This window comes from Rhodoferax sp. SPJ4 (assembly GCF_058216275.1).
In genome coordinates, this window is the sequence record NZ_JBYZMN010000002.1 from 289,143 (window position 1) to 313,847 (window position 24,705).

Annotated in this window: 25 protein-coding genes; 13 read left to right on the forward strand and 12 right to left on the reverse strand. The window is 62.8% G+C overall.

The window, feature by feature from the left end; genetic code table 11:
- Positions 1–5: 5 nt before the first annotated feature.
- The 12 genes from AC4BAR_RS08785 to nagZ all read left to right on the forward strand — a co-directional run bounded on the left by AC4BAR_RS08785 (position 6) and on the right by nagZ (position 11,807).
- Positions 6–665, forward strand: a complete 660-nt coding sequence (locus AC4BAR_RS08785) for a sigma-E factor negative regulatory protein (protein ID WP_490627474.1) — start codon at positions 6–8, stop codon at positions 663–665.
- Positions 665–1,711 carry a MucB/RseB C-terminal domain-containing protein gene (locus AC4BAR_RS08790; RefSeq protein ID WP_490627475.1) on the forward strand — a complete coding sequence of 349 codons (1,047 nt, stop codon included), beginning with the start codon at positions 665–667 and terminating at the stop codon, positions 1,709–1,711. Before AC4BAR_RS08785 ends, AC4BAR_RS08790 begins: the two co-directional genes overlap by 1 nt.
- Positions 1,712–1,733: 22 nt before the next feature.
- Positions 1,734–3,212 (forward strand): DegQ family serine endoprotease, encoded by a 1,479-nt coding sequence (locus tag AC4BAR_RS08795; protein WP_490627476.1) that lies wholly within the window; start codon positions 1,734–1,736, stop codon positions 3,210–3,212.
- Positions 3,213–3,752: 540 nt separating this feature from the next.
- Entirely contained in the window at positions 3,753–5,564 is a 1,812-nt protein-coding gene (gene lepA, locus AC4BAR_RS08800) for a translation elongation factor 4 (RefSeq protein WP_490627477.1), read from the forward strand.
- Positions 5,561–6,529, forward strand: a complete 969-nt coding sequence (gene lepB / locus AC4BAR_RS08805; RefSeq protein ID WP_490627478.1) for a signal peptidase I — start codon at positions 5,561–5,563, stop codon at positions 6,527–6,529. Before lepA ends, lepB begins: the two co-directional genes overlap by 4 nt.
- A 19-nt stretch (positions 6,530–6,548) precedes the next feature.
- Positions 6,549–6,890, forward strand: coding sequence for a DUF4845 domain-containing protein (locus tag AC4BAR_RS08810; protein WP_490627479.1), 342 nt, complete (start codon positions 6,549–6,551; stop codon positions 6,888–6,890).
- A 1-nt stretch (position 6,891) separates the two neighbouring features.
- Positions 6,892–7,587: a ribonuclease III gene (gene rnc, locus AC4BAR_RS08815; protein WP_490627480.1), complete on the forward strand. Its 696-nt coding sequence runs from the start codon at positions 6,892–6,894 to the stop codon at positions 7,585–7,587.
- A gap of 41 nt (positions 7,588–7,628) precedes the next feature.
- Complete coding sequence (gene era, locus AC4BAR_RS08820) at positions 7,629–8,582, forward strand: GTPase Era (RefSeq protein ID WP_490627921.1); 954 nt, start codon at positions 7,629–7,631, stop codon at positions 8,580–8,582.
- Positions 8,583–8,715: 133 nt separating this feature from the next.
- Entirely contained in the window at positions 8,716–9,489 is a 774-nt protein-coding gene (gene recO / locus AC4BAR_RS08825) for a DNA repair protein RecO (RefSeq protein ID WP_490627481.1), read from the forward strand.
- A 127-nt stretch (positions 9,490–9,616) separates the two neighbouring features.
- Positions 9,617–10,354 (forward strand): pyridoxine 5'-phosphate synthase, encoded by a 738-nt coding sequence (locus tag AC4BAR_RS08830; protein ID WP_490627482.1) that lies wholly within the window; start codon positions 9,617–9,619, stop codon positions 10,352–10,354.
- Positions 10,351–10,752, forward strand: a complete 402-nt coding sequence (gene acpS / locus AC4BAR_RS08835; RefSeq protein ID WP_490627483.1) for a holo-ACP synthase — start codon at positions 10,351–10,353, stop codon at positions 10,750–10,752. Before AC4BAR_RS08830 ends, acpS begins: the two co-directional genes overlap by 4 nt.
- Positions 10,749–11,807, forward strand: coding sequence for a beta-N-acetylhexosaminidase (gene nagZ / locus AC4BAR_RS08840; RefSeq protein WP_490627484.1), 1,059 nt, complete (start codon positions 10,749–10,751; stop codon positions 11,805–11,807). Before acpS ends, nagZ begins: the two co-directional genes overlap by 4 nt.
- Positions 11,808–11,816: 9 nt before the next feature.
- On the opposite strand, the gene AC4BAR_RS08845 is transcribed toward nagZ, so the two are convergent.
- From AC4BAR_RS08845 to AC4BAR_RS08895, 11 genes are all read right to left on the reverse strand, one after another.
- The gene (locus AC4BAR_RS08845) at positions 11,817–12,347 is read right to left on the reverse strand and encodes a YgjP-like metallopeptidase domain-containing protein (protein ID WP_490627485.1); all 531 of its coding nucleotides are present in this window, start codon (positions 12,345–12,347) and stop codon (positions 11,817–11,819) included.
- Between the two features lie 13 nt (positions 12,348–12,360).
- On the reverse strand, positions 12,361–13,872 hold the full coding sequence (gene lysS, locus AC4BAR_RS08850; protein WP_490627486.1) for a lysine--tRNA ligase: 1,512 nt from the start codon (positions 13,870–13,872) through the stop codon (positions 12,361–12,363).
- 54 nt (positions 13,873–13,926) lie between these two features.
- Positions 13,927–14,487, reverse strand: a complete 561-nt coding sequence (locus tag AC4BAR_RS08855; protein ID WP_490627487.1) for a sugar transferase — start codon at positions 14,485–14,487, stop codon at positions 13,927–13,929.
- The gene (locus AC4BAR_RS08860; protein ID WP_490627488.1) at positions 14,484–15,437 is read right to left on the reverse strand and encodes an NAD-dependent epimerase/dehydratase family protein; all 954 of its coding nucleotides are present in this window, start codon (positions 15,435–15,437) and stop codon (positions 14,484–14,486) included. Before AC4BAR_RS08860 ends, AC4BAR_RS08855 begins: the two co-directional genes overlap by 4 nt.
- A complete protein-coding gene (locus tag AC4BAR_RS08865) occupies positions 15,434–16,366 on the reverse strand; it encodes a glycosyltransferase (RefSeq protein ID WP_490627489.1) in 933 nt (310 codons plus the stop codon). The genes AC4BAR_RS08860 and AC4BAR_RS08865 overlap by 4 nt, the downstream gene beginning before the upstream one ends.
- A complete protein-coding gene (locus AC4BAR_RS08870) occupies positions 16,363–17,274 on the reverse strand; it encodes a glycosyltransferase family 2 protein (protein ID WP_490627490.1) in 912 nt (303 codons plus the stop codon). The genes AC4BAR_RS08865 and AC4BAR_RS08870 overlap by 4 nt, the downstream gene beginning before the upstream one ends.
- On the reverse strand, positions 17,267–18,343 hold the full coding sequence (locus AC4BAR_RS08875) for a class I SAM-dependent methyltransferase (RefSeq protein ID WP_490627491.1): 1,077 nt from the start codon (positions 18,341–18,343) through the stop codon (positions 17,267–17,269). The genes AC4BAR_RS08870 and AC4BAR_RS08875 overlap by 8 nt, the downstream gene beginning before the upstream one ends.
- A gap of 40 nt (positions 18,344–18,383) precedes the next feature.
- The gene (locus AC4BAR_RS08880) at positions 18,384–19,742 is read right to left on the reverse strand and encodes a flippase (RefSeq protein WP_490627492.1); all 1,359 of its coding nucleotides are present in this window, start codon (positions 19,740–19,742) and stop codon (positions 18,384–18,386) included.
- A gap of 90 nt (positions 19,743–19,832) precedes the next feature.
- Positions 19,833–20,633 (reverse strand): methyltransferase domain-containing protein, encoded by an 801-nt coding sequence (locus tag AC4BAR_RS08885; protein WP_490627493.1) that lies wholly within the window; start codon positions 20,631–20,633, stop codon positions 19,833–19,835.
- Positions 20,630–22,531 (reverse strand): polysaccharide biosynthesis protein, encoded by a 1,902-nt coding sequence (locus AC4BAR_RS08890; protein ID WP_490627494.1) that lies wholly within the window; start codon positions 22,529–22,531, stop codon positions 20,630–20,632. Before AC4BAR_RS08890 ends, AC4BAR_RS08885 begins: the two co-directional genes overlap by 4 nt.
- Positions 22,521–23,228: an LON peptidase substrate-binding domain-containing protein gene (locus AC4BAR_RS08895; RefSeq protein WP_490627922.1), complete on the reverse strand. Its 708-nt coding sequence runs from the start codon at positions 23,226–23,228 to the stop codon at positions 22,521–22,523. Before AC4BAR_RS08895 ends, AC4BAR_RS08890 begins: the two co-directional genes overlap by 11 nt.
- Here AC4BAR_RS08895 and AC4BAR_RS08900 point away from each other — a divergent pair.
- Positions 23,227–23,793 (forward strand): YggT family protein, encoded by a 567-nt coding sequence (locus tag AC4BAR_RS08900; protein WP_490627495.1) that lies wholly within the window; start codon positions 23,227–23,229, stop codon positions 23,791–23,793. The two genes, AC4BAR_RS08895 and AC4BAR_RS08900, sit on opposite strands and share 2 nt — an antisense overlap.
- Positions 23,794–23,810: 17 nt before the next feature.
- Here AC4BAR_RS08900 and accD read toward each other — a convergent pair whose 3' ends face one another.
- Positions 23,811–24,683 carry an acetyl-CoA carboxylase, carboxyltransferase subunit beta gene (accD, locus tag AC4BAR_RS08905; protein WP_490627496.1) on the reverse strand — a complete coding sequence of 291 codons (873 nt, stop codon included), beginning with the start codon at positions 24,681–24,683 and terminating at the stop codon, positions 23,811–23,813.
- Positions 24,684–24,705 lie beyond the last annotated feature (22 nt).

Genomic DNA, 24,705 nt, shown 5'->3' on the forward strand with positions numbered 1-24,705 from the left:
ACTCGATGACGCAACTCCACTCTCCCGATCCCCTGGACCGCCGCGAGGCAGTGTCGGCGCTGGCCGACGGCATGTTGGCCGACGACGCGGTGGCCGAGGCGCTGGCGCTGCTGGCGCAGGACGCCGCCGCTGGCGCGGCCTGGTACCGCTACCACGCGATCGGCGACGCCATGCGGGCGCCCCAGTCGGCCATCGACCCAGTCCATGATTCGGCCTTTGTGGCCCGTTTCCGTCAGCGGCTGGCGCTGGAACTGGCCGCCGACAGCGCGCCGGCCGCCCCCCCGGTTGCAGCCGCAGTGCCTGCGCCCTCGGCGGGCCTGCCCCTGGGTGGCCGGGAGGCCGCCAACGACAGCCTCTGGCGCTGGAAGCTGGTGGCTGGTCTGGCGTCGCTGTCCACCGCGGCGGTGCTGGCCTGGGCCATGGGCCTGACCGGCAACGCCCGTCCCGACGCCACGCTGGCCCAAAGCCAGCCGCCCCGGGTGGCGGTGGCTTCCGCGGCGGTGGGCCCGGCGCCGGTCTGGGTCAACAGCCCCAACGGCGTGGTGTGGCGCGACCCGGTGCTGGACGAGATGCTGGCGGCCCACCACCAGCTGGGCGGCAATTCGGCGCTGCAGATGCCGTCGGGCTTTTTGCGCAACGCCACCTTTGAAGGCGCGGCCCGCTGATGCGTCCGACCGCTGCGCCCTGGACCACCGTGGGCCGCATGGCCTGGGCCCTGACCGCCAGCCTGGCGGCCAGTCTGGTGGCGGCCGAAAGCCCGGTGCCTGCCCCGGCCGCGTCGGCGGTGGGTGCTTCGGCCGGCCGCTCCATCAACGACTGGTTGATGCGCATGCACGAAGGCACGCGGCGCAACGCCTACATGGGCACCTTTGTGGTGTCGTCCGGGGCCAGCATGTCCAGCGCCCGCATCTGGCATGTGTGCGACGGCGACCAGCAGATCGAGCGGGTCGAGTCGCTGAGCGGCCCGCCGCGGCTGACCTTTCGCCACAACGACCAGGTGACGACTTTCTCGCCCGACACCAAGGTGGTGCGGCAGGACAAACGCGAGGCGCTGGGCGTGTTCCCGCGTTTGCTGATGTCCAGCGACACCGCGATTCCCGAGTTCTACACCGTCCAGCCGGTGACTTTGACCCGGCCCGAGCGGGTGGCTGGCCACGACACCGAGGTGGTGGTGCTGGCGCCACGCGATGCCCACCGCTTCGGTTACCGGGTCTGGACCGAAAAGAAATCGGGCCTGGTGGTCAAATTGCAAACCCTGGACGTGGACGGTGCGGTGCTGGAGCAGGCGGCATTCTCCGAACTGCAGCTGGACGCGCCGCTGCGGCTGGACAAACTGGCCCAGCAGATGGCCCAGACCGAGGGCTACCGGGTGGAAAAAACCAACCGGGTCAAAACCACCGCGGCGGCCGAGGGCTGGTGGTTGAAATCCCCTGTGCCCGGCTTCAAATCGGTGAGCTGTTACCGTCGTGGTGTGGGTGAGCCCCAGGCCGCGCAAAACGCAATGCAATGGGTGTTCTCCGATGGACTGGCCTCGGTATCGCTGTTCATTGAACCTGTGGACGAACAGCGGCACAAACAGGAAACCGCGATGGCGATGGGCGCCACGCAAACCCTCACCAAACGGGTGGCCCAGTGGTGGCTCACCGCGGTGGGTGAGGTGCCGGCCCCCACGCTGCAGGCCTTTGCCCAGGCGCTGGAGCGCAAGAAATGAAGATGAGCATGAAAGGTCGAACATGATCGCAGTCGATTGGAAAAAAGTCCGCTCCCTGGTGGCGGTCGGGGCGTTGGCCGTGGGTGCCACGGTGGCGCTGATGCCCACCCGCCAGATTGCCGCGCAATCGGCCCCGGTGCCGCGCGGCCTGCCCGATTTCACCGAGCTGGTGGAGCAGGCCGGGCCGTCGGTGGTCAACATCCGCACGGTCGAGAAGGTCAAGGTCGGTACTGGCGCCAGCGAAGACGAGATGCAGGAGCTGTTCCGCCGCTTCTTCGGTGACCGCATCCCGATGCCGCGCCCCTCGCCGCGCCAGGGCCCGCCCCAGGCCCAGCCCGATGAGGAAAAGCCGCGCGGCGTGGGTTCGGGCTTCATCCTCACCGCCGACGGTTTTGTGATGACCAACGCCCATGTGGTGGAGGGCGCCGACGAGGTGGTGGTGACGCTCACCGACAACCGCGAGTTCAAGGCCCGCATCATCGGTGCCGACAAACGCTCCGACGTGGCGGTGGTGAAGATCGAAGCCACCGGTCTGCCGGCGGTGAAGATCGGCGATGTCAGCCGGCTCAAGGTCGGTGAGTGGGTGATGGCCATCGGTTCGCCGTTCGGCCTGGAGAACACCGTCACCGCCGGCATCGTCAGTGCCAAGCAGCGCGACACTGGTGATTACCTGCCCTTCATCCAGACCGATGTGGCCATCAACCCGGGCAACTCGGGCGGTCCGCTGATCAACCTGCGTGGCGAGGTGGTGGGTATCAACAGCCAGATCTACTCGCGCTCGGGCGGTTTCCAGGGCATCTCGTTCGCCATCCCCATCGACGAGGCGACCCGGGTGGCCGACCAACTGCGCGCCAATGGCCGGGTGCTGCGCGGCCGCATCGGTGTACAGATCGACCAGGTGACCAAGGAAGTGGCCGAGTCCATCGGCCTGGGCAAGGCCCAGGGCGCGCTGGTGCGTAATGTCGAGAGCGGTGCACCCGCCGACAAGGCCGGCGTGGAGCCGGGCGACATCATCGTCAAGTTCGATGGCAAGGCGATCGAGAAATCGTCGGACCTGCCGCGCCTGGTGGGCAACACCAAGCCCGGTACCAAGAGCACACTGACCGTTTTCCGTCGCGGCACGACCAAGGAGCTCAGCGTGGTGGTGGCCGAGATCGCGCCGGAGAAGGTGGCGGTGCGTGACACCGAGAAGGCGGCGCCAGCCAAAGCCGCACCAGCCGCCAGCCAAGTGCTGGGCCTGGCGGTGAGCGAGCTGAGCGCCGAGCAAAAAGCCGAGCTGAAAATCCGCGGTGGTGTGAAGGTGGATGCCGCCACCGAAGGCGCGGCCCGGGCCGGCCTGCGCGAAGGCGATGTGATCACCCAGATTGCCAACACCGAGGTGAGCAACCTCAAGCAGTTCGAGGCCGCCGTGGCCAAGGCCGACAAGGCCAAGCCGATCAGCGTGCTGTTCCGTCGTGGCGACCTGGCCCAGTTCGCGTTGATCCGCGTGCCCGCCCGCTGAACATCGGGCCTCGCCAGCCCGCCGCAGGGCGGTCTGGGGCCCCCGCGGAAACCCCAGCCCGGACTCGGGTTTGGGGTTTTTTCATGGTGTTTTTCTCGGAAAACCACAGCCCCCGGCTTTTTTTTCGACCGCGTTGAACGTGGTCTTTTGATGTTGGCGATTGCTCACATCGAATAGTCTCATGCCAACTTTGGTTAAAATGAGGATGTTGTCAGTTGGTTTTTGACATATCGACGGCGGCTGAAACCACCATACGAGATATCCAAGGCATGTCCACCGGTGATCCACAGGCCACCCACAAGCCGTCCGATCAGTTACCCACTTAAACTGTTGATAAGTTGTGAATAAGAACCTTGTTGCTCGGCCGCAACGCGCCCCTCTGACCCCTTCCCGGGGTGTGCCGACGGCGCTTTTTGCCTACAATGAAGTCCCAACTATCGCAGTTGCCATAGATTGTTGGTTCAGGGCGCGTCTCACCATGACGCGCCCTTTTTTCTTGCCTGCGCCTCTTTCAATTCAATCACTTGTGGCTTTCCGTTGATGAATCACATCAGAAATTTCTCGATCATTGCGCACATCGACCATGGCAAATCCACGCTTGCTGACCGGCTGATCCAGCGCTGCGGCGGGCTGGAAGCCCGCGAGATGGAAGCGCAGGTGCTGGACTCGATGGACCTTGAAAAAGAGCGTGGGATAACCATCAAGGCGCAGACCGCCGCGCTGAAGTACAAGGCCCAGGACGGGCAGGTCTACAACCTCAACCTGATCGACACGCCGGGCCATGTGGACTTCTCGTACGAGGTCTCGCGTTCGCTGTCGGCTTGCGAGGGCGCGCTGCTGGTGGTGGATGCTTCGCAGGGTGTGGAGGCGCAGACGGTGGCCAACTGCTACACCGCACTCGACCTCGGTGTGGAGGTGGTGCCGGTACTGAACAAGATGGACCTGCCCAACGCCGACCCCGACAACGCGCGCAGCGAGGTCGAGGACGTGATTGGCATTGACGCCACCGACGCGATTCCCTGCTCGGCCAAGACCGGCATGGGCATCGACGAGATTCTGGAAGCCGTGGTGGCCCGCATTCCGCCGCCCAAGGGCAATCCCAATGGCCCGCTGCGGGCGATGATCATCGACAGCTGGTTCGACTCCTATGTGGGGGTGGTGATGTTGGTGCGGGTGGTCGACGGCCGTCTTGCCAAGGGCGAGCGCATCAAGATGATGGCCACCGGCGCGATGTACAACGCCGACAACCTGGGCGTGTTCACCCCGGCCAACGAGCCGCGCGCCTCGCTGGAGGCCGGCGAGGTGGGTTACATCATTGCCGGCATCAAAGAGTTGCAGGCCGCCAAGGTCGGCGACACCGTCACGCTGATCCGTCCCGGCACCGGCGGTGCAGCGGCCACTGCCACCGAGGCGCTGCCCGGCTTCAAGGAAATCCAGCCCCAGGTGTTTGCCGGCCTCTACCCGACCGAAGCCAGCGAGTACGACTCGCTGCGCGACAGCCTGGAAAAGCTCAAGCTCAACGACGCCTCGCTGCACTACGAGCCCGAGGTCAGCCAGGCCCTGGGCTTTGGCTTCCGCTGCGGCTTTCTGGGCCTGCTGCACATGGAGATCGTGCAGGAGCGCCTGGAGCGTGAGTTCGACCAGGACCTGATCACCACCGCCCCCAGCGTGGTCTACCAGGTGGTGAAGAACGGTGGCGATGTGCTGATGGTGGAGAACCCTTCCAAGATGCCGGACGTGGGCAAGATGGCCGAGATCCGCGAGCCCATCGTCACCGTGCACCTGTACATGCCGCAGGAATACGTGGGTGCGGTGATGACGCTGGCCAACCAGAAGCGCGGCGTGCAGATGAACATGGCCTACCACGGCAAGCAGGTGATGCTCACCTACGAGATGCCGCTGGGCGAGATCGTGCTGGACTTCTTTGACAAACTCAAGAGCGTCAGCCGCGGCTATGCGTCCATGGACTACGAGTTCAAGGAATTCCGTGCGTCTGACGTGGTCAAGGTCGACATTTTGCTCAACGGCGAGAAGGTCGATGCGCTGTCCATCATCGTGCACCGCAGCCAGAGCCAGTACCGCGGCCGGGCGGTGGTGGCCAAGATGCGCGAGATCATTTCGCGCCAGATGTACGACGTCGCCATCCAGGCCGCCATCGGGGTCAACATCATTGCCCGTGAGACAATCAAAGCGCTGCGCAAGAACGTGCTGGCCAAGTGTTATGGCGGCGACATTTCGCGCAAACGCAAACTCCTCGAAAAACAAAAAGCAGGCAAGAAACGCATGAAGCAGATCGGCTCGGTCGAAGTGCCGCAAGAAGCGTTTCTGGCCATTTTGCAGGTGGAAGAATGATTCAAGGCATCACTGGCTTGGTGTTGGCCGCCTTTCTGGGCTACGCCGGCGCCTGGTACGCCGGCCTCATCGATGGCAACTTCTCGCTGCTGCTGTTCATGGCCACCGTGGTCAGCGGCCTGTACTGGCTGGCCGAGCGCTTCCACTTTCTGCCTAAGCGCCAGGCCGCGGCCCAGGCGGTGATCGCCCAGGCACAAAAGCGCCGTGACACCCTGGCCGGCCAGGGCATACGCAGCGACGACACCAACCTGGCCGACACCCAGGCCCGGCTGATCATGCAGCCCTGGTGGCTGGACTGGACCGCCGGCCTGTTTCCGGTGATTGCGGCGGTGTTTGTGCTGCGCTCCTTCATGTTCGAGCCGTTCAAGATTCCGTCGGGCTCGATGATCCCCACGCTGCTGATTGGCGACCTGATCCTGGTCAACAAATTCCACTACGGTCTGCGGCTGCCGGTGCTGGGCACCAAGATCACCCAGGGCACCCCCCCGGCCCGCGGCGATGTGATGGTCTTCCATTACCCGCCCAAGCCCAGCCTGGACTACATCAAGCGGGTGGTGGGCCTGCCCGGCGACGAGGTGGCCTACCTGAACAAGCGGCTCACCATCAACGGCCAGCCGGTGGCCGCCACCAAGCTGAGTGATTTCTTCGACGAAGACAACCTGCGTTACTACAAGCAGTTCCAGGAAAGCCTGGGCACCCAGCCACACCGCCTGCTGAACGACGACGAGCGCCCCGCTTTCATTGCCGGCGCCGACGACTTTGCGTTCCGCAAAAACTGCAATTACAGTACCGAGGGCGTGGTCTGCAAGGTGCCAGCAGGCCACTATTTCATGATGGGCGACAACCGCGACAATTCGCTGGATTCGCGCTACTGGGGTTTTGTGCCTGACCAGAACATCGTGGGCAAGGCGTTTTTTGTCTGGATGAACTTCTCCAGCCTGAAGCGCATCGGCCCGTTCAACTGAGCTCATCGAGGGGGACTTCATGCGATATCAGCAACGTGGCCTGACCTTCATTGGCCTGCTGTTCTTCGGCGGCATCATTGCGGTGTTGGGGGTGCTGGTGGCCCAGGCCATCCCGACGGCCATCGAGTACCAGGCCATCCTGAAGGCCGCCAACAAGGCCGCCGATGGCAATACCGTGGTGGAGGTGCGTCGCATTTTCGACAACGCGGCCGCCATCGACAACATCAGCTCCATCACCGCAAAGGACCTGACCATCACCAAGGAAAACGACAAGGTGGTGGTGAGCTTCGCCTACAACCGCGAGATTCCGGTGGCCGGGCCGGTGTTCATCCTGATCAAATACGCTGGGCGTTCCCGATAAGGTGGGCGTTTCCGTTTCGCACGATCTCGAGGCCCTGCAGACCCGTCTGCAGCACCGCTTCAGCCGACCGGCCCTGCTCGAGCGGGCCCTGACCCACCGCAGCTTCTCGGCCGACCACAACGAGCGGCTGGAGTTTCTGGGCGACTCGGTGCTCAACCTGGCGGTGGCCGACATGCTGTACCGCGCCTTGGGCACTTTGTCGGAAGGCGAGTTGTCCCGCGTGCGGGCCAACCTGGTCAAGCAGGACACGTTGCACCAGCTGGCCACCGTGCTCAACGTGTCGGCGGTGCTCAAGCTGGGCGAGGGCGAGGCCAAGTCCGGCGGCCACAAGCGGCCTTCCATCCTGGCCGATGCGCTGGAGGCGCTGATCGGCGCGGTCTACCTCGACGGTGGCTTTGGCCAGGCCAGCGCCCTGGTGGAGCGGCTGTTCAAAGACGTGCAGATCAACCCCGGCATGCAGGCCGCCGCCAAAGACCCGAAAACCGAGTTGCAGGAATGGCTGCAGGGCCGCAAGATGAAGCTGCCGGTGTATCGCGTGGTGGCCACGTTGGGCGAGGCGCATCGCCAGACCTTCGACGTCGAATGCCTGGTCACCGAGCTGAACCAGGTCGAGCGCGGCATCGGCGGCTCGCGCCGTGCCGGCGAACAGGCCGCTGCGGCGGCCATGCTGAACACTTTGAAAGTCCACACCCCATGAATGCTGCTCCTGATTCGGTAGCGCCTGACGAAGACGCGACGATGGGCAGCAGCCCGTCGGGCTTGGAGTTGCCGCCAGCGACGTCGCCGGTGGCCGGCCAGCGCTGTGGCCTGATCGCCATCGTCGGCAAACCCAATGTGGGTAAGTCCACCCTGCTCAACGCCCTGGTGGGGCAGAAGATCAGCATCACCTCGCGCAAGGCCCAGACCACCCGGCACCGCATCACCGGCATGCGCACCGTGGGGCCAACGCAGTTTGTGTTTGTCGACACGCCAGGCTTCCAGACCCGCCATGGCAATGCGCTCAACCATTCGCTGAACAAGACCGTGCTGGGCGCCTTGGGCGATGTGGATCTGGTGCTGTTTGTGGTCGAGGCCGGCATGTTCAACCAGGCCGATGCCAAGGTGCTGGCGTTGCTGAAAGAGGGCACACCCTCGCTGCTGGTGGCCAACAAGCTCGACCAGGTGACCCGCCGCGCCGACATCGCGCCCTGGCTGCAGGAAATGCAGCAGCGCCATGCCTTCACCGAGTTTGTGCCCATGTCGGCCAAAAATGCCAAGGACATCGAGCGCCTGCTGGGCATTTGCGAGAAGTTTTTGCCCGAGCAGCCCTGGTTCTACGCCGAAGACGAACTCACCGACCGCAGCGAGAAGTTTCTGGCCAGCGAGATGGTGCGCGAAAAGCTGTTCCGCCTGACCGGCGACGAGCTGCCCTACACCTCCACCGTGGTCATCGACAAGTTCGAGGAAGAGCCGCCGGCCCGCAAAGGCCAGAAGCGGCTGGTGAAGATTGCCGCCACCATCGTGGTCGAGCGCGACGGCCACAAGGCCATGGTGATCGGCGACAAGGGCGAACGCATCAAGCGCATCGGTACCGAAACCCGGGTCGAGCTGGAGCGGCTGATGGATGCCAAGGTGTTCATCGAGGTCTGGGTGAAAGTGCGCTCGGGCTGGGCGGATGACGAGGCGCGCGTTCGCTCCTTTGGCTATGAATGACGCCCCCACGGTCGCCCACTGCGTGTGGCTTCCTTCCCCCCGAGGGGGCCGCGTTTCGCTGCTGCGCGGCCCGGCGGAGAACCCGGCCTCCATCATTGCCCGCGCTGCGGCGAGTATCTGAGGCGCTGTCGGTGTGGCTGCCTCGCGCACTTCGCATGAACCCGCCTATGTGCTGCACCGCTACGACTGGAGCGAGTCCAGCCTGATTCTGGAGGTGTTCACCCGTCACCAGGGCCGGGTGGCGCTGGTGGCCAAGGGGGTCAAGCGGCCCAGCTCCAATTTCCGGCCGGTGCTGCTGCCGCTGCAGCCGCTGGAACTGGCCTTCGGCGGAGACGCCGAAATCCGCACCCTCAAGGGCGCCGAATGGGTGGGTGGCCACATCATGCCCATCGGCGACGCGCTGATGTCGGGCTACTACCTCAACGAGTTGCTGATGCGTTTGCTGGCCCGTGACGACCCGCACCCCGGTTTGTTTGACGCCTATGCCGCCGCGGTGCGCCTGCTGGCCACCGAGTTCAACAGCGCCGGCAACGACGGCCTGCAGCTGGCCTTGCGGGCCTTTGAACTGGTACTGCTGCGCGAGATCGGCCTGTTGCCCGAACTGCACCTGCAAACCGCGTCGCTGGCGCCGCTGGCCGAGGACCTGGACTACGTGCTGCTGGCCGAAGGCGGCCTGCGCCAAGCCCATGCCGACGACCGCGCCCACCTGCCCGGTGCCCAGTGGCTGGCTCTGCAGTCGGCGCTGGACAGCGGCCCCACCTCGGCCAGCGTGTTCGCCGCCACGCTGCGCGCCTGCGCGCCCGCGTTGGGCCCGCTGCGCAGCCAGCTGCGCCAGGTGCTGCACTACCATTGTGGGGTGGCTACGCTGCACACCCGGCAGCTGATGGTGGACCTTCAAAATCTATGAACATGACCCCCACGCTCGTCACTTCGTGTCCTTCGCTGCCCCCCGAGGGGGCAGCGTTTTTCCTTGGGGCGGCCCGGCGGAAAAACATGTCTGGCTTTGCCATTGCCGCTGTTCAGAGGAATCGTCTGTGATTCGTACATCGTTGTCCGTCAACCTCAACAAGGTGGCCCTGGTGCGCAACACCCGGCACCTGGGTATTCCGTCGGTCACGCGGGCGGCCACGCTGTGCCTGCAGGCGGGCGCGCAGGGCATCACGGTGCACCCGAGGCCCGACGCGCGCCACATCCGGGCCGACGACGTGGCCGATCTGGCCGCCTTGCTGCAAGCCTGGCCCGACCGCGAGTACAACATCGAAGGCAACCCCTTCCACAACCTGATGGACTTCGTGCGCCAGCACCGGCCCCACCAGGCCACCTTTGTGCCCGACGGCGAAGGCCAGTTCACCAGCGACCATGGCTGGAGCTTTCCCGCCGATGCCGAGCGGCTGGCGCCGCTGATCAGCGAGTGCCAGGCACTAGGTGTGCGGGTGAGTCTGTTCATGGACCCGCTGCCCGAGGCCATGGCCGCCGCCGGTGCGGTGGGCGCCGACCGGGTGGAGCTGTACACCGAACCCTATGCCCAGGCCTGGGGCACCGCCGACCAGACCCACCAGTTGGCCCGTTACGCGGCCGCGGCCCAGGCGGCGCTGGACGCTGGCCTGGGTGTCAACGCCGGCCATGACCTGAACCGCGACAACCTGGCCGCCTTTGTGCGCGCCGTACCCGGCGTGGCCGAGGTGTCCATCGGCCACGCGCTGATTGCCGACGCGCTGGAGCTGGGCTACAGCGCGGCCGTCAAAGACTACCTGCGCTGTCTCCAGAAATGATCTACGGCATCGGCACCGACATCTGTGACGTGCGCCGCATCCGTGCATCGCTCGACAAACACGGCGAGCGGTTCGCCCTCAAAATCCTCAGCGAAGGCGAACTCGCAACCTGGCGCATGCGCAGCCAGCGCTGGCCGGAGCGCGGGGTGCGTTACCTCGCCACCCGCTTCTCCGCCAAGGAGGCCTTCAGCAAGGCCATTGGCCTGGGCATGCGCATGCCCATGACCTGGCGGCTGTGTGAGATTGGCAAACTCGCGAGCGGAAAACCTGCCATTGTTTTGCACGGTGGCCTGAAAGACTGGTTCGACGCGCAAGGCCTCACGGCCCACGTGACTGTGACCGACGAAACCGATTACGCGGCGAGTTTTGTCGTCGTTGAAAAGAAAGACAACCCATGAGCCCCCATTGCCCCGTCATCATCGACGTCGCCGGCCTGCGCCTGAGCAAGACCGACCGCCAACGCCTCAAGCACCCGCTGGTGGGCGGTGTCATCCTGTTCGGCCGCAACTGGGAGAACCGGGACCAGCTCAGCGCCATGTGCGCCGAGATCAAAAAGGTCCGGCGTGACCTGCTGATCTGTGTCGACCACGAGGGCGGCCGGGTTCAGCGTTTCCGCACCGACGGCTTCACCCACTTGCCACCGATGCAGGCTCTGGGTGCGCTGTGGATGACCGATGCCTTGGCCGCCACCAACGCCGCCACCGCCTGCGGCTATGTGCTGGCCTCCGAGCTGCGTTCCTGCGGCGTGGACTTCAGCTTCACGCCAGTGCTGGACCTGGACTTCGGGGCCAGCGGGGTGATTGGTGACCGCGCCTTTGCCCGCGACCCGCGCATGGTGGCCATGCTGGCCAAAAGCCTGATGCACGGCCTGCTGCAAGCCGGCATGGCCAATTGCGGCAAACATTTTCCCGGCCATGGCTTCGTCAAGGCCGACTCACACACCGACATCCCGGTGGACAAGCGCAGCCTCAAGGCCATCCTGGCCGACGACGCCGCGCCTTACGACTGGCTTAACACCACCCTCACCGCGGTCATGCCTGCCCATGTGGTCTACCCCAAGGTGGACACGCGGCCGGCCGGCTTCTCGGACAAGTGGCTCAACTTCATCCTGCGCGGTCAGCTGGGTTTTGGCGGCGCGGTCTTCAGCGATGACCTCAGCATGGCCGGGGCCCGGCTGATCGACGGCGTGCAGGTCAGCTACACCCAGGCCGCGCTGACGGCGCTCAACGCCGGCTGCGACATGGTGCTGCTGTGCAACCAGAGCGTGGGCGACGGCCAGCCGATTGACGAGTTGCTGGCCGGCCTGACCGAGGCCCAGCTCAAGGGCGAGTGGGAGATGCTGGAGTCCAGCGAGCAGCGCCGCCTGGCCCTGCTGCCGCGCCAGCCCGCGCCCGACTGGGACGCACTGATGGTGGAGCCGGCCTACATGCACGCCATGGGCCTGCTGCCCTGAGCGCTGGCCTCAGTCGGCCGGCCACACCAGCGGGCCTGCCAGTTCCTTGTGGGTCAGGTAAAGCCGCAGGTCAAACTCCAGCTGGTGGTAGTTGGGCTCCATGTGGGTGCAGAGCTGGTAGAAGGCCTTGTCGTGGGCCTTTTCCTTCAGGTGGGTCAGTTCGTGCACCACGATCATGCGCAGAAATTCACCCGGCGTGTCCTTGAACAGGCTGGCGATGCGGATCTCGCGTTTGGCCTTGAGCTTGTTGCCCTGCACCCGTGAGACGGTGGTGTGGGTGCCCAGCGCGTGCGCCACCACCTGCAGCTTGTTGTCAAACGCCACCTTGGCCACAGGCTCGGCGCCGCGCAGGTGCTCGTTTTTCAGCGCGGTGACGTAGTCGTAGAGCGCGCGGTCGGTGCGCACCGCGTGGGCGCTGCGGTACTTGCGCAGCAGCAGGGCGCCCAGGCCGTCACTGGCGATCAGTGCACGCACCTGGTCCAGCACCGGTGCCGGGTAGGCACCGAGGTAGCGCAGGGCGGGGGAGGCGGCGGCCGTCATGGCAGCCGGGGCCTCAGCTTTCGCGGCGCAGGGCCGGGAACAGAATCACGTCGCGGATGCTGGGGCTGTCGGTCAGCAGCATCATCAGGCGGTCGATGCCGATGCCGCAGCCGCCGGTGGGGGGCATGCCGTATTCCAGCGCGCGCACGAAGTCGTGGTCGTGGTACATGGCCTCGTCATCACCCCCGTCCTTGGCCACCACCTGGGCAGCAAAACGGGCGGCCTGCTCTTCGGCGTCGTTCAGCTCGCTGAAGCCGTTGCCGAACTCGCGGCCAGTGATGTAGAGCTCAAAGCGCTCGGTGATTTCCGGCCGGCTGTCGCTGGCGCGGGCCAGCGGCGAGATCTCGGTCGGGTGCTCGCAGATGAAGGTGGGTTGCCAGAGCTTGTCTTCCACCGTTTCCTCGAAGTACAGCACCTGCAGCTTGGGCAGGCTTTGGGCCGAGAGCTTGTGTTTGGCTTCGCTGAAGCCCAGCTTGGTCAGCGCATTGATCAGCCAGGCGGCGTCGTCCACGTTGGCGCCGGCCTCGGTGTGTTTGACGATGGCGTCGCGGATGGTCAGCCGCTCAAAGGGCTGGGCCAGGTCCACCGGCTTGCCACCGTAAGAGAGCTGCAGCGTGCCGGTGGCCTTGAGCGCGGCGTCGCGCACCAGGTCTTCGGTGAAGGCCATCAGGTCCTGGTAGTTCCAGTAGGCCGCATAGAACTCCATCATCGTGAACTCGGGGTTGTGACGGACCGAGATGCCTTCGTTGCGGAAGTTGCGGTTGATCTCGAACACCCGCTCGAAGCCACCGACGATGAGCCGCTTCAGGTAGAGCTCGGGCGCGATGCGCAGAAACATCTGCTGGTCGAGTGCGTTGTGGTGGGTGCTGAAGGGCCGGGCGTTGGCCCCACCGGGAATGGGGTGCAGCATGGGTGTTTCCACCTCTAGAAAGCCATGGTCCACCATGAACTGGCGGATGGAACTGACGGCCTTGCTGCGGGCGGCAAAGCGGGTGCGGGCGGCCTCGTCGGTGATCAGGTCCACATAACGCTGGCGGTATTTCACCTCCTGGTCGGCCACGCCGTGGAACTTGTCGGGCAGCGGGTACAGGCTCTTGGTGAGCATGCGGACGCGGGTGGCGTGCACGCTCAGCTCGCCGGTGCGGGTGCGGAACAGCGTGCCTTCACAAGCCACGATGTCACCCAGGTCCCAATGCTTGAAAAGGGCGTAATCGGCCTCGCCCACGGCGTCGCGGGTCACGTAGATCTGTATGCGGCCGGTGGCGTCTTGCAGCGTGGCGAAACTGGCCTTGCCCATCACCCGCTTGAGCATCATGCGGCCGGCCACCGACACGGTGATGGCCGCCGCTTCCAGCGCCGGACCGTCCTGGCCCTCGTGCGCCGCCAGGATGGCGGCCGCCCTGTGGCTGGGCTTGAAGTCGTTGGGGAAGGCCACACCCGCGGCCCGGATGGCCTTGAGCTTCTCGCGCCGTTCGGCGATCAGCTGGTTTTCATCAACGGGCAGGGTGGCGGGGGTGTCGGACATGGTGTGTGCAATAAAGGGGCGGGCACGGCGCCAGCCCAACCCGGCATTTTAGTTTCAGTGTGTCACGCCGTCGGCCACCAGCACCTTGCGGGCGGTGAGCCAGAGGATGCGCAGGTCCAGCGAGAGCGACCGGTGCTGCAAATACCAAGCGTCCAGGGCCACTTTGGTCTCGAGGGGCAGTTCGTCGCGGCCGTTCACCTGGGCCCAGCCGGTGAGGCCGGGCACCAGGGTGTGCACGCCGGCCTGGGTGCGCAGGCTCACCAGGTCGTGCTGGTTGAACAGGGCTGGCCGAGGCCCCACCAGGCTCATGTCGCCCACCAGAATGCTCCACAGCTGCGGCAACTCGTCCAGGCTGCTCTTGCGCAGGAACGAGCCTATCGGCGTGAGCCACTGGGCGGGGTTGCTCAGCAGGTGGGTGGCCACCTGGGGGGTGTCAATGCGCATGGTGCGCAGCTTGGGCATGTGAAACACGCGGTTGAATTGCCCCACCCGGGCTGACCAATACACCACCGGTCCGGGAGAGGTCAGGCGAACCGACAACGCCGCCAACAGCAGTGGCAACGCCAAAAAAGGTAGCGCCAACAGCACCAGGGAAATGTCAAGGATGCGCTTCATGCGTTTTTCCTGAAGGGTTCCACCGCCCGAGCGAGGCCCTGGGCCAGCGTCAGAGGCGGGCGCCATCCCAACTGGGTGCGCAGCCGGCTGCTGTCCACCTGCAGCGAATCGCACAGCCGGGCGATGGCATCGCCTCGTCCCACACAGCCAGCCAGAACGCGGAGCCAGGTTTCGGGCACAGGCCAAAGACGGGCCTGGCGGTCCATGGCGTGGGCGGTGAGGCGCAGCAGCTCAGTGGTGGAAACGTCTTCCCCATCTGACACCAGGTAGGTATGGCCTGCAGCAGCAGGGTGTACCGCACACAGTGCAAGCGCATCTACCAAGTTGTCGATGCCCACCAGGCTGCGGTGGTTGTGCACCGCACCCAGAGGCAAAGGCCAGCCCCGCGCCACCGCATGAAGCAGGCGCCCAAAGTTGCCCGGAGCCCGTGGGCCATACACCAGAGGGGGACGCATGATCACATGGGCCATGCCCATGGCCGCGCAGGTCTGTGCCACCGCCGTCTCACAGCGCAGCTTGCTGCGTGCATAGGCTTCGGTGGGCGCTGGCGCATCGGTCTCGGTGAAAGCTTGACCCGTGGTGTGCCGGCCGTTCACACCGATGGAACTCACCAGCACCACCCTCCGCACGCCTGCGTTGTGTGCGGCCTGCAGCAGCGCTTCGGTCACGGTCAGATTGCTCGCAAACAAGGCATCGTCATCTTGGGCCCCGGCTTGCGCCTGGTGGGCTCTGGCAGCAAGGTGGATGAGCACGCTGGCCGGTGCGATGGCTTGTGCCAGTGCTGGCAGGTTGTCAAATTGGGGCAATGCCCTGTCATCGGGGTGGGGAGAGCGGAGCGGCCGGCGCGCCAGCGCTTGGACGCGGTGGCCTCGTGCGCGCAAGGCGTGCACCAGCGCCTGCCCCACAAAGCCGCTGGCCCCAGCCACCGCCACGCAAGGCAGGGCACTCACCGGGGAGTTCTCTTGCCGAAGAGCAAGGCTACGGCCAAAGCGAGTCGGTCGAGTGGCTTGCGCCGCATCTGGCCCACCTGCAAGGCCAGCGCCAGCCGGTCAGTCCAACGGTCACGCCGCAGGCGGGTCATGAAGGGCTGATCGCCGGCGCCACAAACGTCGGCAATGCGCAGCACCTGCTGCAAATACCATCCACCCAGCAGCATGCCCAAGCGCCGGCGAACGCCTGCCAAGCCGGCATGGGCGCCCAGCACGTTGTGGGCATGTTGCCGGTAGTCCATGCTGGGTTGTGGGTCTATCCACCAGCGGTAACCCCGGCTGCGGACCCAGGCGTAAATCAACCAGTCGTGGAAATCCACCCCCCGCAAAGCCTCGCGGTGGGTGGCCACCCAGCCCGACAGTTCGCGTGCCACATCGGCACGCAAGACATAGGTGCAGCCTGGCCCGGCCGATTCGAACCAATGGTCGGCCGCACGCAACACCTGCCCTTTGGCCAACAGCTTGCGCTGTCCATCGGGCCAGAACGCCATCACGCTGGTGGAGACTGCTTCGCAACGACCTGATGCAATAGCCTGTACCGCGCGGGCAAGTTTGTCGGGGTACCAGAGGTCGTCCTGGTCGGCCAGGGCGACAAATTCTTCACCCCGGGTTATGTTTTGGAACTGCACCAATAACTCAAAAAAATTGGCCGCAGCACTTCCGAAACGTTGACCTGAGAACACTACAGTGACATCGCTATTTATCTGTGCCAAAGCGCGGGCGCAGTCCAGTGTGTTGTCGGTGGACGCATCCACGCTGATGCATATATGGACATGTATGCTGGCCTGTTCCAATATGGAATGCATTTGGGCTGGCAGATACACTCCGCCGTTATGTGCGGCCATCAGTACCAGTATGCGTGGGCTTTCAGTGGGAGATGCCGAAGTCACAGAACCTTCTTGCCCAGCTGGTTTCGCAATCCATCCCAGAACCCGGTGAGGGTGGCCTGCAGATGGCTGAGTTTGCTTGTTGGCGCCAGCAATGGATAAATAAGCGTCCAGGTTATGGCGGAAAAAAGCACTGCTCGTCTGATGGTGCCAGTTACCGATTCGGAATACAGCGCAATGTGTACGGCATTGCGCACCATGTAGTAATGCCTGATTGGGCTGCGAATGGTGATTTTTCGCTTAAGAAAGTTCACGTAACCATCGCCCATGGTGTGGTGAACTACCACATCGCCATTACCCACGTTCTGATAGCCAAACTTGTTGGTCGCACGCCAACACCATTCCAGATCGACCCAGTCAATAAAGAGATTCTCCTGCATCAAACCTACCCGCTCCAAAGTCTCTTTTGAAATGATGGTTCCAGAGGCGATAGCGTGCGAGATCAAGTTGATGCCAGGAACAGGCTCGACATACTTATCAAAAAAACTCTTATGGTTCACAAAAGGTTGAATAGCCCCTTTGTGTGAATCCGAGTAGGTCGGAACAGCTGCACCTACGACAATACCTTGACCCTCACAATCGGAATAAAAAGCCATCATCTTTACTAGGAAATCTGGTGGGTAAACCGTATCTTGGTCACTCAACCAGATGTACTTTGCGTCATTCTTCAATGCGTATCTGATGCCGGTATTTTGCGCAGCAGCAATGCCAGCGTTGCCGTGCATGTTGAGAAAGTGAGCGGCTTGTTGGCCAAACTGCGCGTTATCCGAGCCGCTGTTGTCTACCACCACTACATTGGTGCATTGGCCAAGGATACTGCGCAGAACCTCGTCGAGTCTGGCCAAGTTTGGGCGGTAGGTGACGATGATGCAATAAACATCGCGAGGTGATGGTTTGTCTTTTTCAAGCATCGCGCACAGCAATTACGGTTAAGAACTCCGCACGTTCTAAGGACCAGGCCTGCTTCAGCGCTGGCCACAAGAACCTTGGATTCAACCCCTTGCTTGTTGATAGATAGATTGCGTTGGCATCACCTCGCCGCAAGGCTTCGCTCACTGCGTACAGGTGCATGGCCGCTGGCATTGGCAAGTTCATGAATTGAACGGTGAAGCCGAGTTCAGTCAACAAGGATGACAAAGTTTCCAGGTTGAATAAAGACAAATGGCGGGGTGGATCCAAACCTATCCACGAGGCGCCATACAGCGAATACCCTACGCTTTGGATGTTGGGTGTTTGCAGCCAAAGTGTTCCTCCAGAGGAAAGCAGGCCGTGCATGGCAGTCAGCCATGCTTTCGGATCGTGGACATGTTCCAGCACATGAGAGCAGGTGATTCGGTCAAAGGTGCCAATGGAAGCAGGCAAATCCAACACGCCGCCCAGGTGCACATCAATGCCTTTGTTGTGGGCGGCTTCTATCGCTTTCGGATCAAAGTCAACGCCTTCTACTGTCCAGCCTGCAGCCTTGGCCAGCGCCAAGTACTCGCCACTGCCACTGCCCACGTCCAGCAACCTCGCGCCGGGTTTCGGTAGCCGTTTAGGCAGGTGGCGCATCTGCTGCTGAACCAGATTGCGGAATACCGGAAGTCCGGCCACCACCCATTGCCCCCAGCTATTGCTGGGAACCTTGGCCATGCCCCACTGATTGTTCCGGTAGCTGTTGAATATGGCCTTTGCGATATTGCGAATTAATCCATGCTTTGAGGCCGTATTCGTGCTGTCAATTGCGTCGTCGTGAGTGCAATAGTTTGTGTATGCTCGGCCGATACTGGCAATATCAGGCCTCGGATCGAGGTACGCGCTTCCGCATCTGCCGCAGCCGTAAAGCGTCCAGTGGCCGGGGGCGCAACGGAATAATCTGTCGTACAGGCCGGCGCGCAATTCTTTCCGGTCGGCATTCCTGCATACAGGGCACTGTTGCAGATACTCTAGTTCTTGTTGTGGCCACTCTGTCTGGGCTAGTAGTGTGGGCGGTGTGTTCATGTTCAGATGTTAGACAAGGTAATGGAAGCATTCCGCCGAATTAGACCAATGCAGCAGTTATACCGAGCCCCAGACTAACAGCAGCGCCCAGCAGAAAAGACCGTTTCAGCATCGCTGCGACCGGCGGAAAATGTGCTGCTGCGAACCAGTGCAAAAGCGCAGTATCCACGGCCACGCGCAGTGTCCATGCCATAGCAGCACCCACTACTCCGAATTGGATCAGGCAGAGGGCCAGAAGGATGCAGTAAGGAATTAGTTCCGCAGTGTGTAGTTTTGCAATCAAATCGGTTCGACCTTTGCTTTGTAACAAGGTAAACGGTAGATGCGCCAAGCCATTGATCAATACGCCCGCAGCCAACCAACGCCAGATAGGTTGGCTGGCTTTTGCTACCTCGCCGCCTACCCACCAGGTAAGCAGCGGTGGCCCTAACCCGAAGGCTAGGCTCATGGCGGGTAACCAGAAGATCGCCAGCAATCGCGCTGCTGCAGACACTAACGCTCGAAGCTGATTGTCGGCCTCTACGCTGGGGGTACCCGCTTGCGCCAGCAGGGGGAATAGCACGCCCATCATCGCCATGGGCACCGTAGGGAGCCGCGTAAGAATGTCATGGGGCACGGTATAGGCTGCCACGGCTGCTACCGAAATCATTGCTGCTATTGCAAATCTATCGAAATACATCATGGCGGGACCAACGGCGTTGCTTACAGTTAGCCAGCCTCCAAATTGCAGTAGTGCTTGCAAGCCGCCTGAGGGTCGTTCAATCGATGGCGACGCAAATTCATGTCGGGCCAGCACGGCCAAGACTACGGCGCCCAGCAGGCGTACTACCAACATACCGGCCATCGCAATACGTAGGTCAGGCGTGTAAAAAGAAACCAGCCAAGGCACCAGAAATGTGGCCAAACCCAGCGGCACGCGAACGCCGTTGACCGCAACAAACTTGCTCCGTGCTTCCAGAACACCGATCGAGCAGCTTGTCCACATCAGCAATGGCACCGAGACGGCCACGATGGGCCACACAAGCAATGCTTCATTTTGCAGAATGGTACTGACGTGAAACCACGTAGCAAGCCAAGGCGTGAGTACAAGAATTACCAGTGTCCAGCCAACGCCGAGACCCAGCATGATCCGGCGTGCATCGCAAGCCACTGCTGCCTGTTGGCCGCGCGGCATTTGAGATGCGCCGCACCGCGCCAGATATTGGGTTAAAGCGCGACCAAGCCCAAGATCAAGCATTCCGAAATAGCCCACCAAAGCCCATGTGAGAGAGAGCAAACCAAACCGTTCTGTACCCATACGGTCCAGCAGGCCCGGTAAAACGCCTATGCCTGCGATCATGGGCAAGGTCAGGCTGACCACGTTGAGCAGGATGTGGAAGAGGTTGCGTCGGTTCAGCACGATGGTGGGGAGCTACCGGCAAATCGACTAAAGCCAATAAGCTGGTGATTGGATGTATGTTGGGCGTGGTGGCGGTCAACCATTTTTTGGCTAGTTGACCTTCTTGGCCAAGGTGATCAGGTCGGTTGCCGTATATTCTTGTGCGATCACTTCGAAGCCAGAGTAGCTGAGCATTTTTGCTACTAACTCAAGATCAAAAACATGCTGGTGTAATGCTCTATTATAAAAATTTTTCAAGCCTCTTGATTTAAACTCTTCGAAGCTTCCGGCGCCTGGGTCCTTGGATAAATCATGCAGCGAAAGTATTTCGTCCAAGTGAGTGAGGTCATGTTCATCGATATTATTTTTATAGTCTTCGATCAGATGATTAAATTCGGTAATGCTCCGCCTATGGTCGAAATTACTGTCCTTTCTTGGGGCAATCAGTATTATGGAGGCGTTGCTTTTTAGAACTCGATTCCATTCAATAAGAGCTTTGACAGGGTTTGCTACATGCTCAATACAATTGGATGATATTAGAAAATCATAGGTGCCAGATTCTATCTGGTGTAGATCAGTGGCTTCCTCGATGAATTGTTTTCCTGTTTTATTTTTTAAGTACTTGTAGCTTTGCGCTGAACTGATTCGACCTTCCCAGAGTGTTGTTGTCGAGAAGTTTACCCCATCCAGTTTGTGTGCCGAGCTATAAATAGGTATGACGTATTTAAAAAGCAAGCTTGGGCCGCCGATCTCAATTCCGCATAGGTTTTTTGCTGCTCCTAAATATTCCCTATAATTTTTTATCTTGATTTTCGAATATGTCCATTTATTTATTATTTCCAGTAAGAATTCAGGACTTTTGGTGCGAATTATTTTTCTTAGTAATTTGACGGATGCTTTAATTTTATTCATGCTGACTCTCCGAAATTTCTAGCAAGAAGACCTTCGGATAAAAATTCAAGATTTGATATAATGGATTCCAGGTCGCGTGATTTTATTTTAAGATCTAGAGCATCTAGATGTTTCTCTAGGACTGCTATTGGGTAGTTTTTTTCATTAGCTTTTAAAATTCTTGGATGATCGGTTGAGTATGCATCTTCAGCAATCAATAGCTCCTCATACAACTTCTCTCCAGGTCGCAATCCCGTGAAGGTGATCTCAATGTCGCCCATAGGGTTGGCGACGTCGCGGACGCTGAGGCCGGCCAGCGTGACCATGCGATAAGCCATGTCGGCGATGCGCACGGGTTGCCCCATGTCCAGCACAAACACCTCGCCACCCTGAGCCATGGCGCCGGCCTGTAGCACCAGCTGCACAGCCTCGGAGATGGTCATGAAATAACGCGTCACCTCGGGATGGGTCACGGTGACCGGGCCACCCTGGGCAATCTGTTTGCGGAACAAGGGCACCACGCTGCCACTGGAGCCCAGCACATTGCCAAAGCGCACCATGGCAAAGCAGGTGCGCCCGCACTCCGACGGGTCGTTGGCCAGGGCCTGCAGCACCAGCTCGGCCACCCGTTTGGTGGCCCCCATCACATTGGTGGGGCGTACCGCCTTGTCGGTGGAAATCAGCACAAAACGCGCACAGCCATGCCGTGCCGCACAGCGGGCGGTGGCCAGCGTGCCCATCACGTTGTTGATAACGCCCTGGGCCACGTTGTGTTCCACCATGGGCACATGTTTGTAGGCCGCAGCGTGGTAGACGGTGGCGGGGCGGTGCCGGGCAAACAGGTCGTCCAGTACCGCCTCGTTTGTCACACTGCCAAGCAGGGGCACCAGGCGCACGCCGGTGGCCTGGTGTTGCGCCAGGGCCTCCAGCTCCTGGTGAATTTGGTACAGGCTGAACTCGTGGTGTTCCAGCAGCACCAGGCAGGCGGGTCGCTGTTGCACGATCTGGCGGCACAGTTCGCTGCCGATGCTGCCCCCCGCGCCTGTGACCAGCACCACCTGACCTTGCAGGTCGCGGGCCAGCAGGGTGGGATCGGGGGACACCGGGTCGCGGCCAAGCAGGTCTTCCACGTCCAGTTCGCGCAGGTCTTGCACGCTCACCCGGCCGCTGGCCAGGTCGGCCAGGCCGGGCAGGGTGCGCACATGCACGGGCAGCGGGGCCAGGGTTTGCAGAATCTGGTTGCGGCGGTGCCTTGGCACGCTGGGCAAGGCCAGCAAAATGTCGGTGATGCCTTGCCGGTCCACCACTTTTTCGATGGCCGAAGGGGCATGCACGGTGAGGCCGTTGATGCTGCGACCGGTTTTGCCGGGGTCGTCGTCCACAAAGCCCAGCAGCGTGAACTGGCGGCTGCTGCCCAGCGCGGCGGCGGTCTGTACGCCGGCACTGCCGGCACCGTAGATGAGCAGCCGGCCCCGGGGGCCGCGGTGGGACAGGCCGGCCAGCCAGAAGCGCGCCAATGCCCGGCTGGTGCCCACCAGCAGCAAAAAAACCAGCGGTTGCAGCACGCCGATGCTGCGCGGAATCACCGGGAAGCCCAGTGACTGCAGACCCACCAGCGCGCCAATGAGCAGCAGGCCATACACCCCCACGGCCGCGGCGGTGGCCGCCAGGGCCGACAAACCGGTGTAGCGGAAGATGGCGCGGTACAGCCCGAACTTCACAAAGATGGGCACGGCCAGCACCGGGCCCAGCGCATACACCAGCCACTGCGCGCCTTCTGGGCGGTGCAAGGTGTCCAGCCGCAGCGTGAAGGCCAGCCACATGGCGGCCAACCCCATGGCCACATCCAGGGCCACCACCACCAGCCGTTTTGCCGGGCGTGGCCACTCCAGAACGGGGCGAAGCAGGTCAGAGGTCATCGGAAGGCGAGGCGGGGCCGATGTTGAATTTTCCCAGCATGTCGCCCACCAACTCCAAACGCACCAGCGGGTTGTCCAGCGACATCAGCCGCTGTTTGGCCTCGGTGGGCAATGGCAGCAGCTCGCTCCAGCGGTTGGCCACCCAGCCGCAGTCGTCGAGCTGCCAGGGCGGCTGCATGGGCAGGTCTTCCAGCGGCACGTCGCGCTCCTGCAGGGTCTGGATCAGGCGCTGCAGGGCCTCGGCGGCGGGCAACAGGTCGGGGGGCACGGCCACCGGCTGGTCGTCGGGCAGCTGGGTCACGTCGGCCACCCACAGGCCATGGCGCAGCTGCTCATGGCGGTCGACGCGGAAACGGGTGGTGCCGCGGCAGCGGATCATCAGCAGGCCCGGTTGGGGCGTGCTGAGCTGCTCGATGGTGGCCAGCGTGCCCACGCCGTGAAAGGCCTCGGTGGCGCCCGGCTGCCGCACCTCGTGGCCCTGACTCAGTGCCACCACACCGAAGGGCGCGCCGGCCTGGTGGCATTTGCGCACCATGTCCAGGTAGCGCACCTCGAAGATGCGCAGCGGCAGCAGGCCGCCGGGAAAAAGCACGCTGCCCAGCGGGAACAGCGGGAGAGAGGACAAGGTCAACACGGTGGGCGTGGGGCAGTGGCAGGCGCCGCTATCATCCCATGACCTCACCCACACCTCACCCATGCTGTTCCAAATCATTTCCCTGTTGCTGGACGTGGCCGCTGGCCTGGTGGGCGGTGCCGCCCTGTTGCGTCTGTACATGCAGTTCCAGCGCATCCCGATGTCGGCCCGCTCGGGCAACCCGCTGGGGCATTTCGTGTTCGCCTTGACCGACTGGGCGGTGTTGCCGCTGCGCCGGGTGGTGCCGGCGGTGCGCGCGCTGGACACCGCCAGCCTGGTGACGGCGTTTCTGGTGGAGCTGGCGCAGTTCGTCGCGCTGTGGCTGCTGGCCGGCAGCCACACCCCGCTGGTGGCGGTGGGGGTGCTGGCCTTGTTCGGGCTGGCCCGGCTGGCGATTTCGCTGGCCACCGGGCTGTTGATCGTCAGCGTGGTGCTGTCCTGGGTGCAGTCGCATTCCCCGCTGGCCGACTTGATCGAGCGCTTGGTGGCGCCGGCGCTGGCGCCCATCCGCCGGGTGCTGCCGCCCCTGGGCGGGCTGGACATGTCGCCGCTGGCCCTGCTGCTGCTGCTGCAGATCGCCGCCATCGTGCTGGCCGGCCTGCAGACCTCGATACTGCAGGCCCTCTGAGCCTGCAGCGCGGGCCTTCAGTCCACCGCGTCGGCGGGCAGGCGCTGCAGCATGGCCAGGGTGCTGGCCACCGTTTTGCGCAGCTCGCGGCGATCGCAGATGAAGTCCACCGCGCCCTTGGTCTGCAGGAACTCGGCGCGCTGAAAACCCTCTGGCAGCGTCACCCGCACCGTGCTCTCGATCACCCGCGGACCGGCAAAGCCAATCAGCGCCTTGGGTTCGGCAATCACCACGTCGCCCACGAAGGCGAAGCCGGCCGACACGCCGCCCATGGTGGGGTCGGTCAGCACGCTGATGTAGGGCAGGCCTTTCTTGGCCAGGCGGGTCAGCGCGGCATTGGTCTTGGCCATCTGCATCAGTGAGAGCAGGCCTTCCTGCATGCGTGCGCCGCCGGTGGCGGTGAAGCAGATGAAGGGCACTTTTTGTTCGATGGCGGTTTCCACGCCGCGCACAAAACGTTCCCCCACCACCGAGCCCATGCTGCCACCCATGAAGTCGAACTCGAAACAGGCGGCCACCACGCTGATGCTGCACACCGCGCCGCCCAGCACCACCAGGGCGTCGGTTTCGCCAGTGTTTTCCAGCGCCTCTTTCAGACGCTCGGGGTATTTGCGGCTGTCCTTGAACTTCAGTGCGTCGACCGGGATGACCTCCTGGCCGATCTCGTAGCGGCCCTCGGCGTCCAGAAAGGCGTCCAGCCGGGCCCGGGCGCCGATGCGCAGGTGGTGGCTGCAGGTGGGGCAGACGTTCTGGTTCTGCTCCAGGTCGGTTTTGTACAGCACCGTGTCGCAGCTGGGGCACTTGACCCACAGGCCTTCGGGCACCGTGCGGCGCTCGGTGGGGTCGGTGTGCTGGATCTTCGGGGGCAGCAGTTTTTCGAGCCAACTCATGGGGTCACTCCTGGAACGTTGC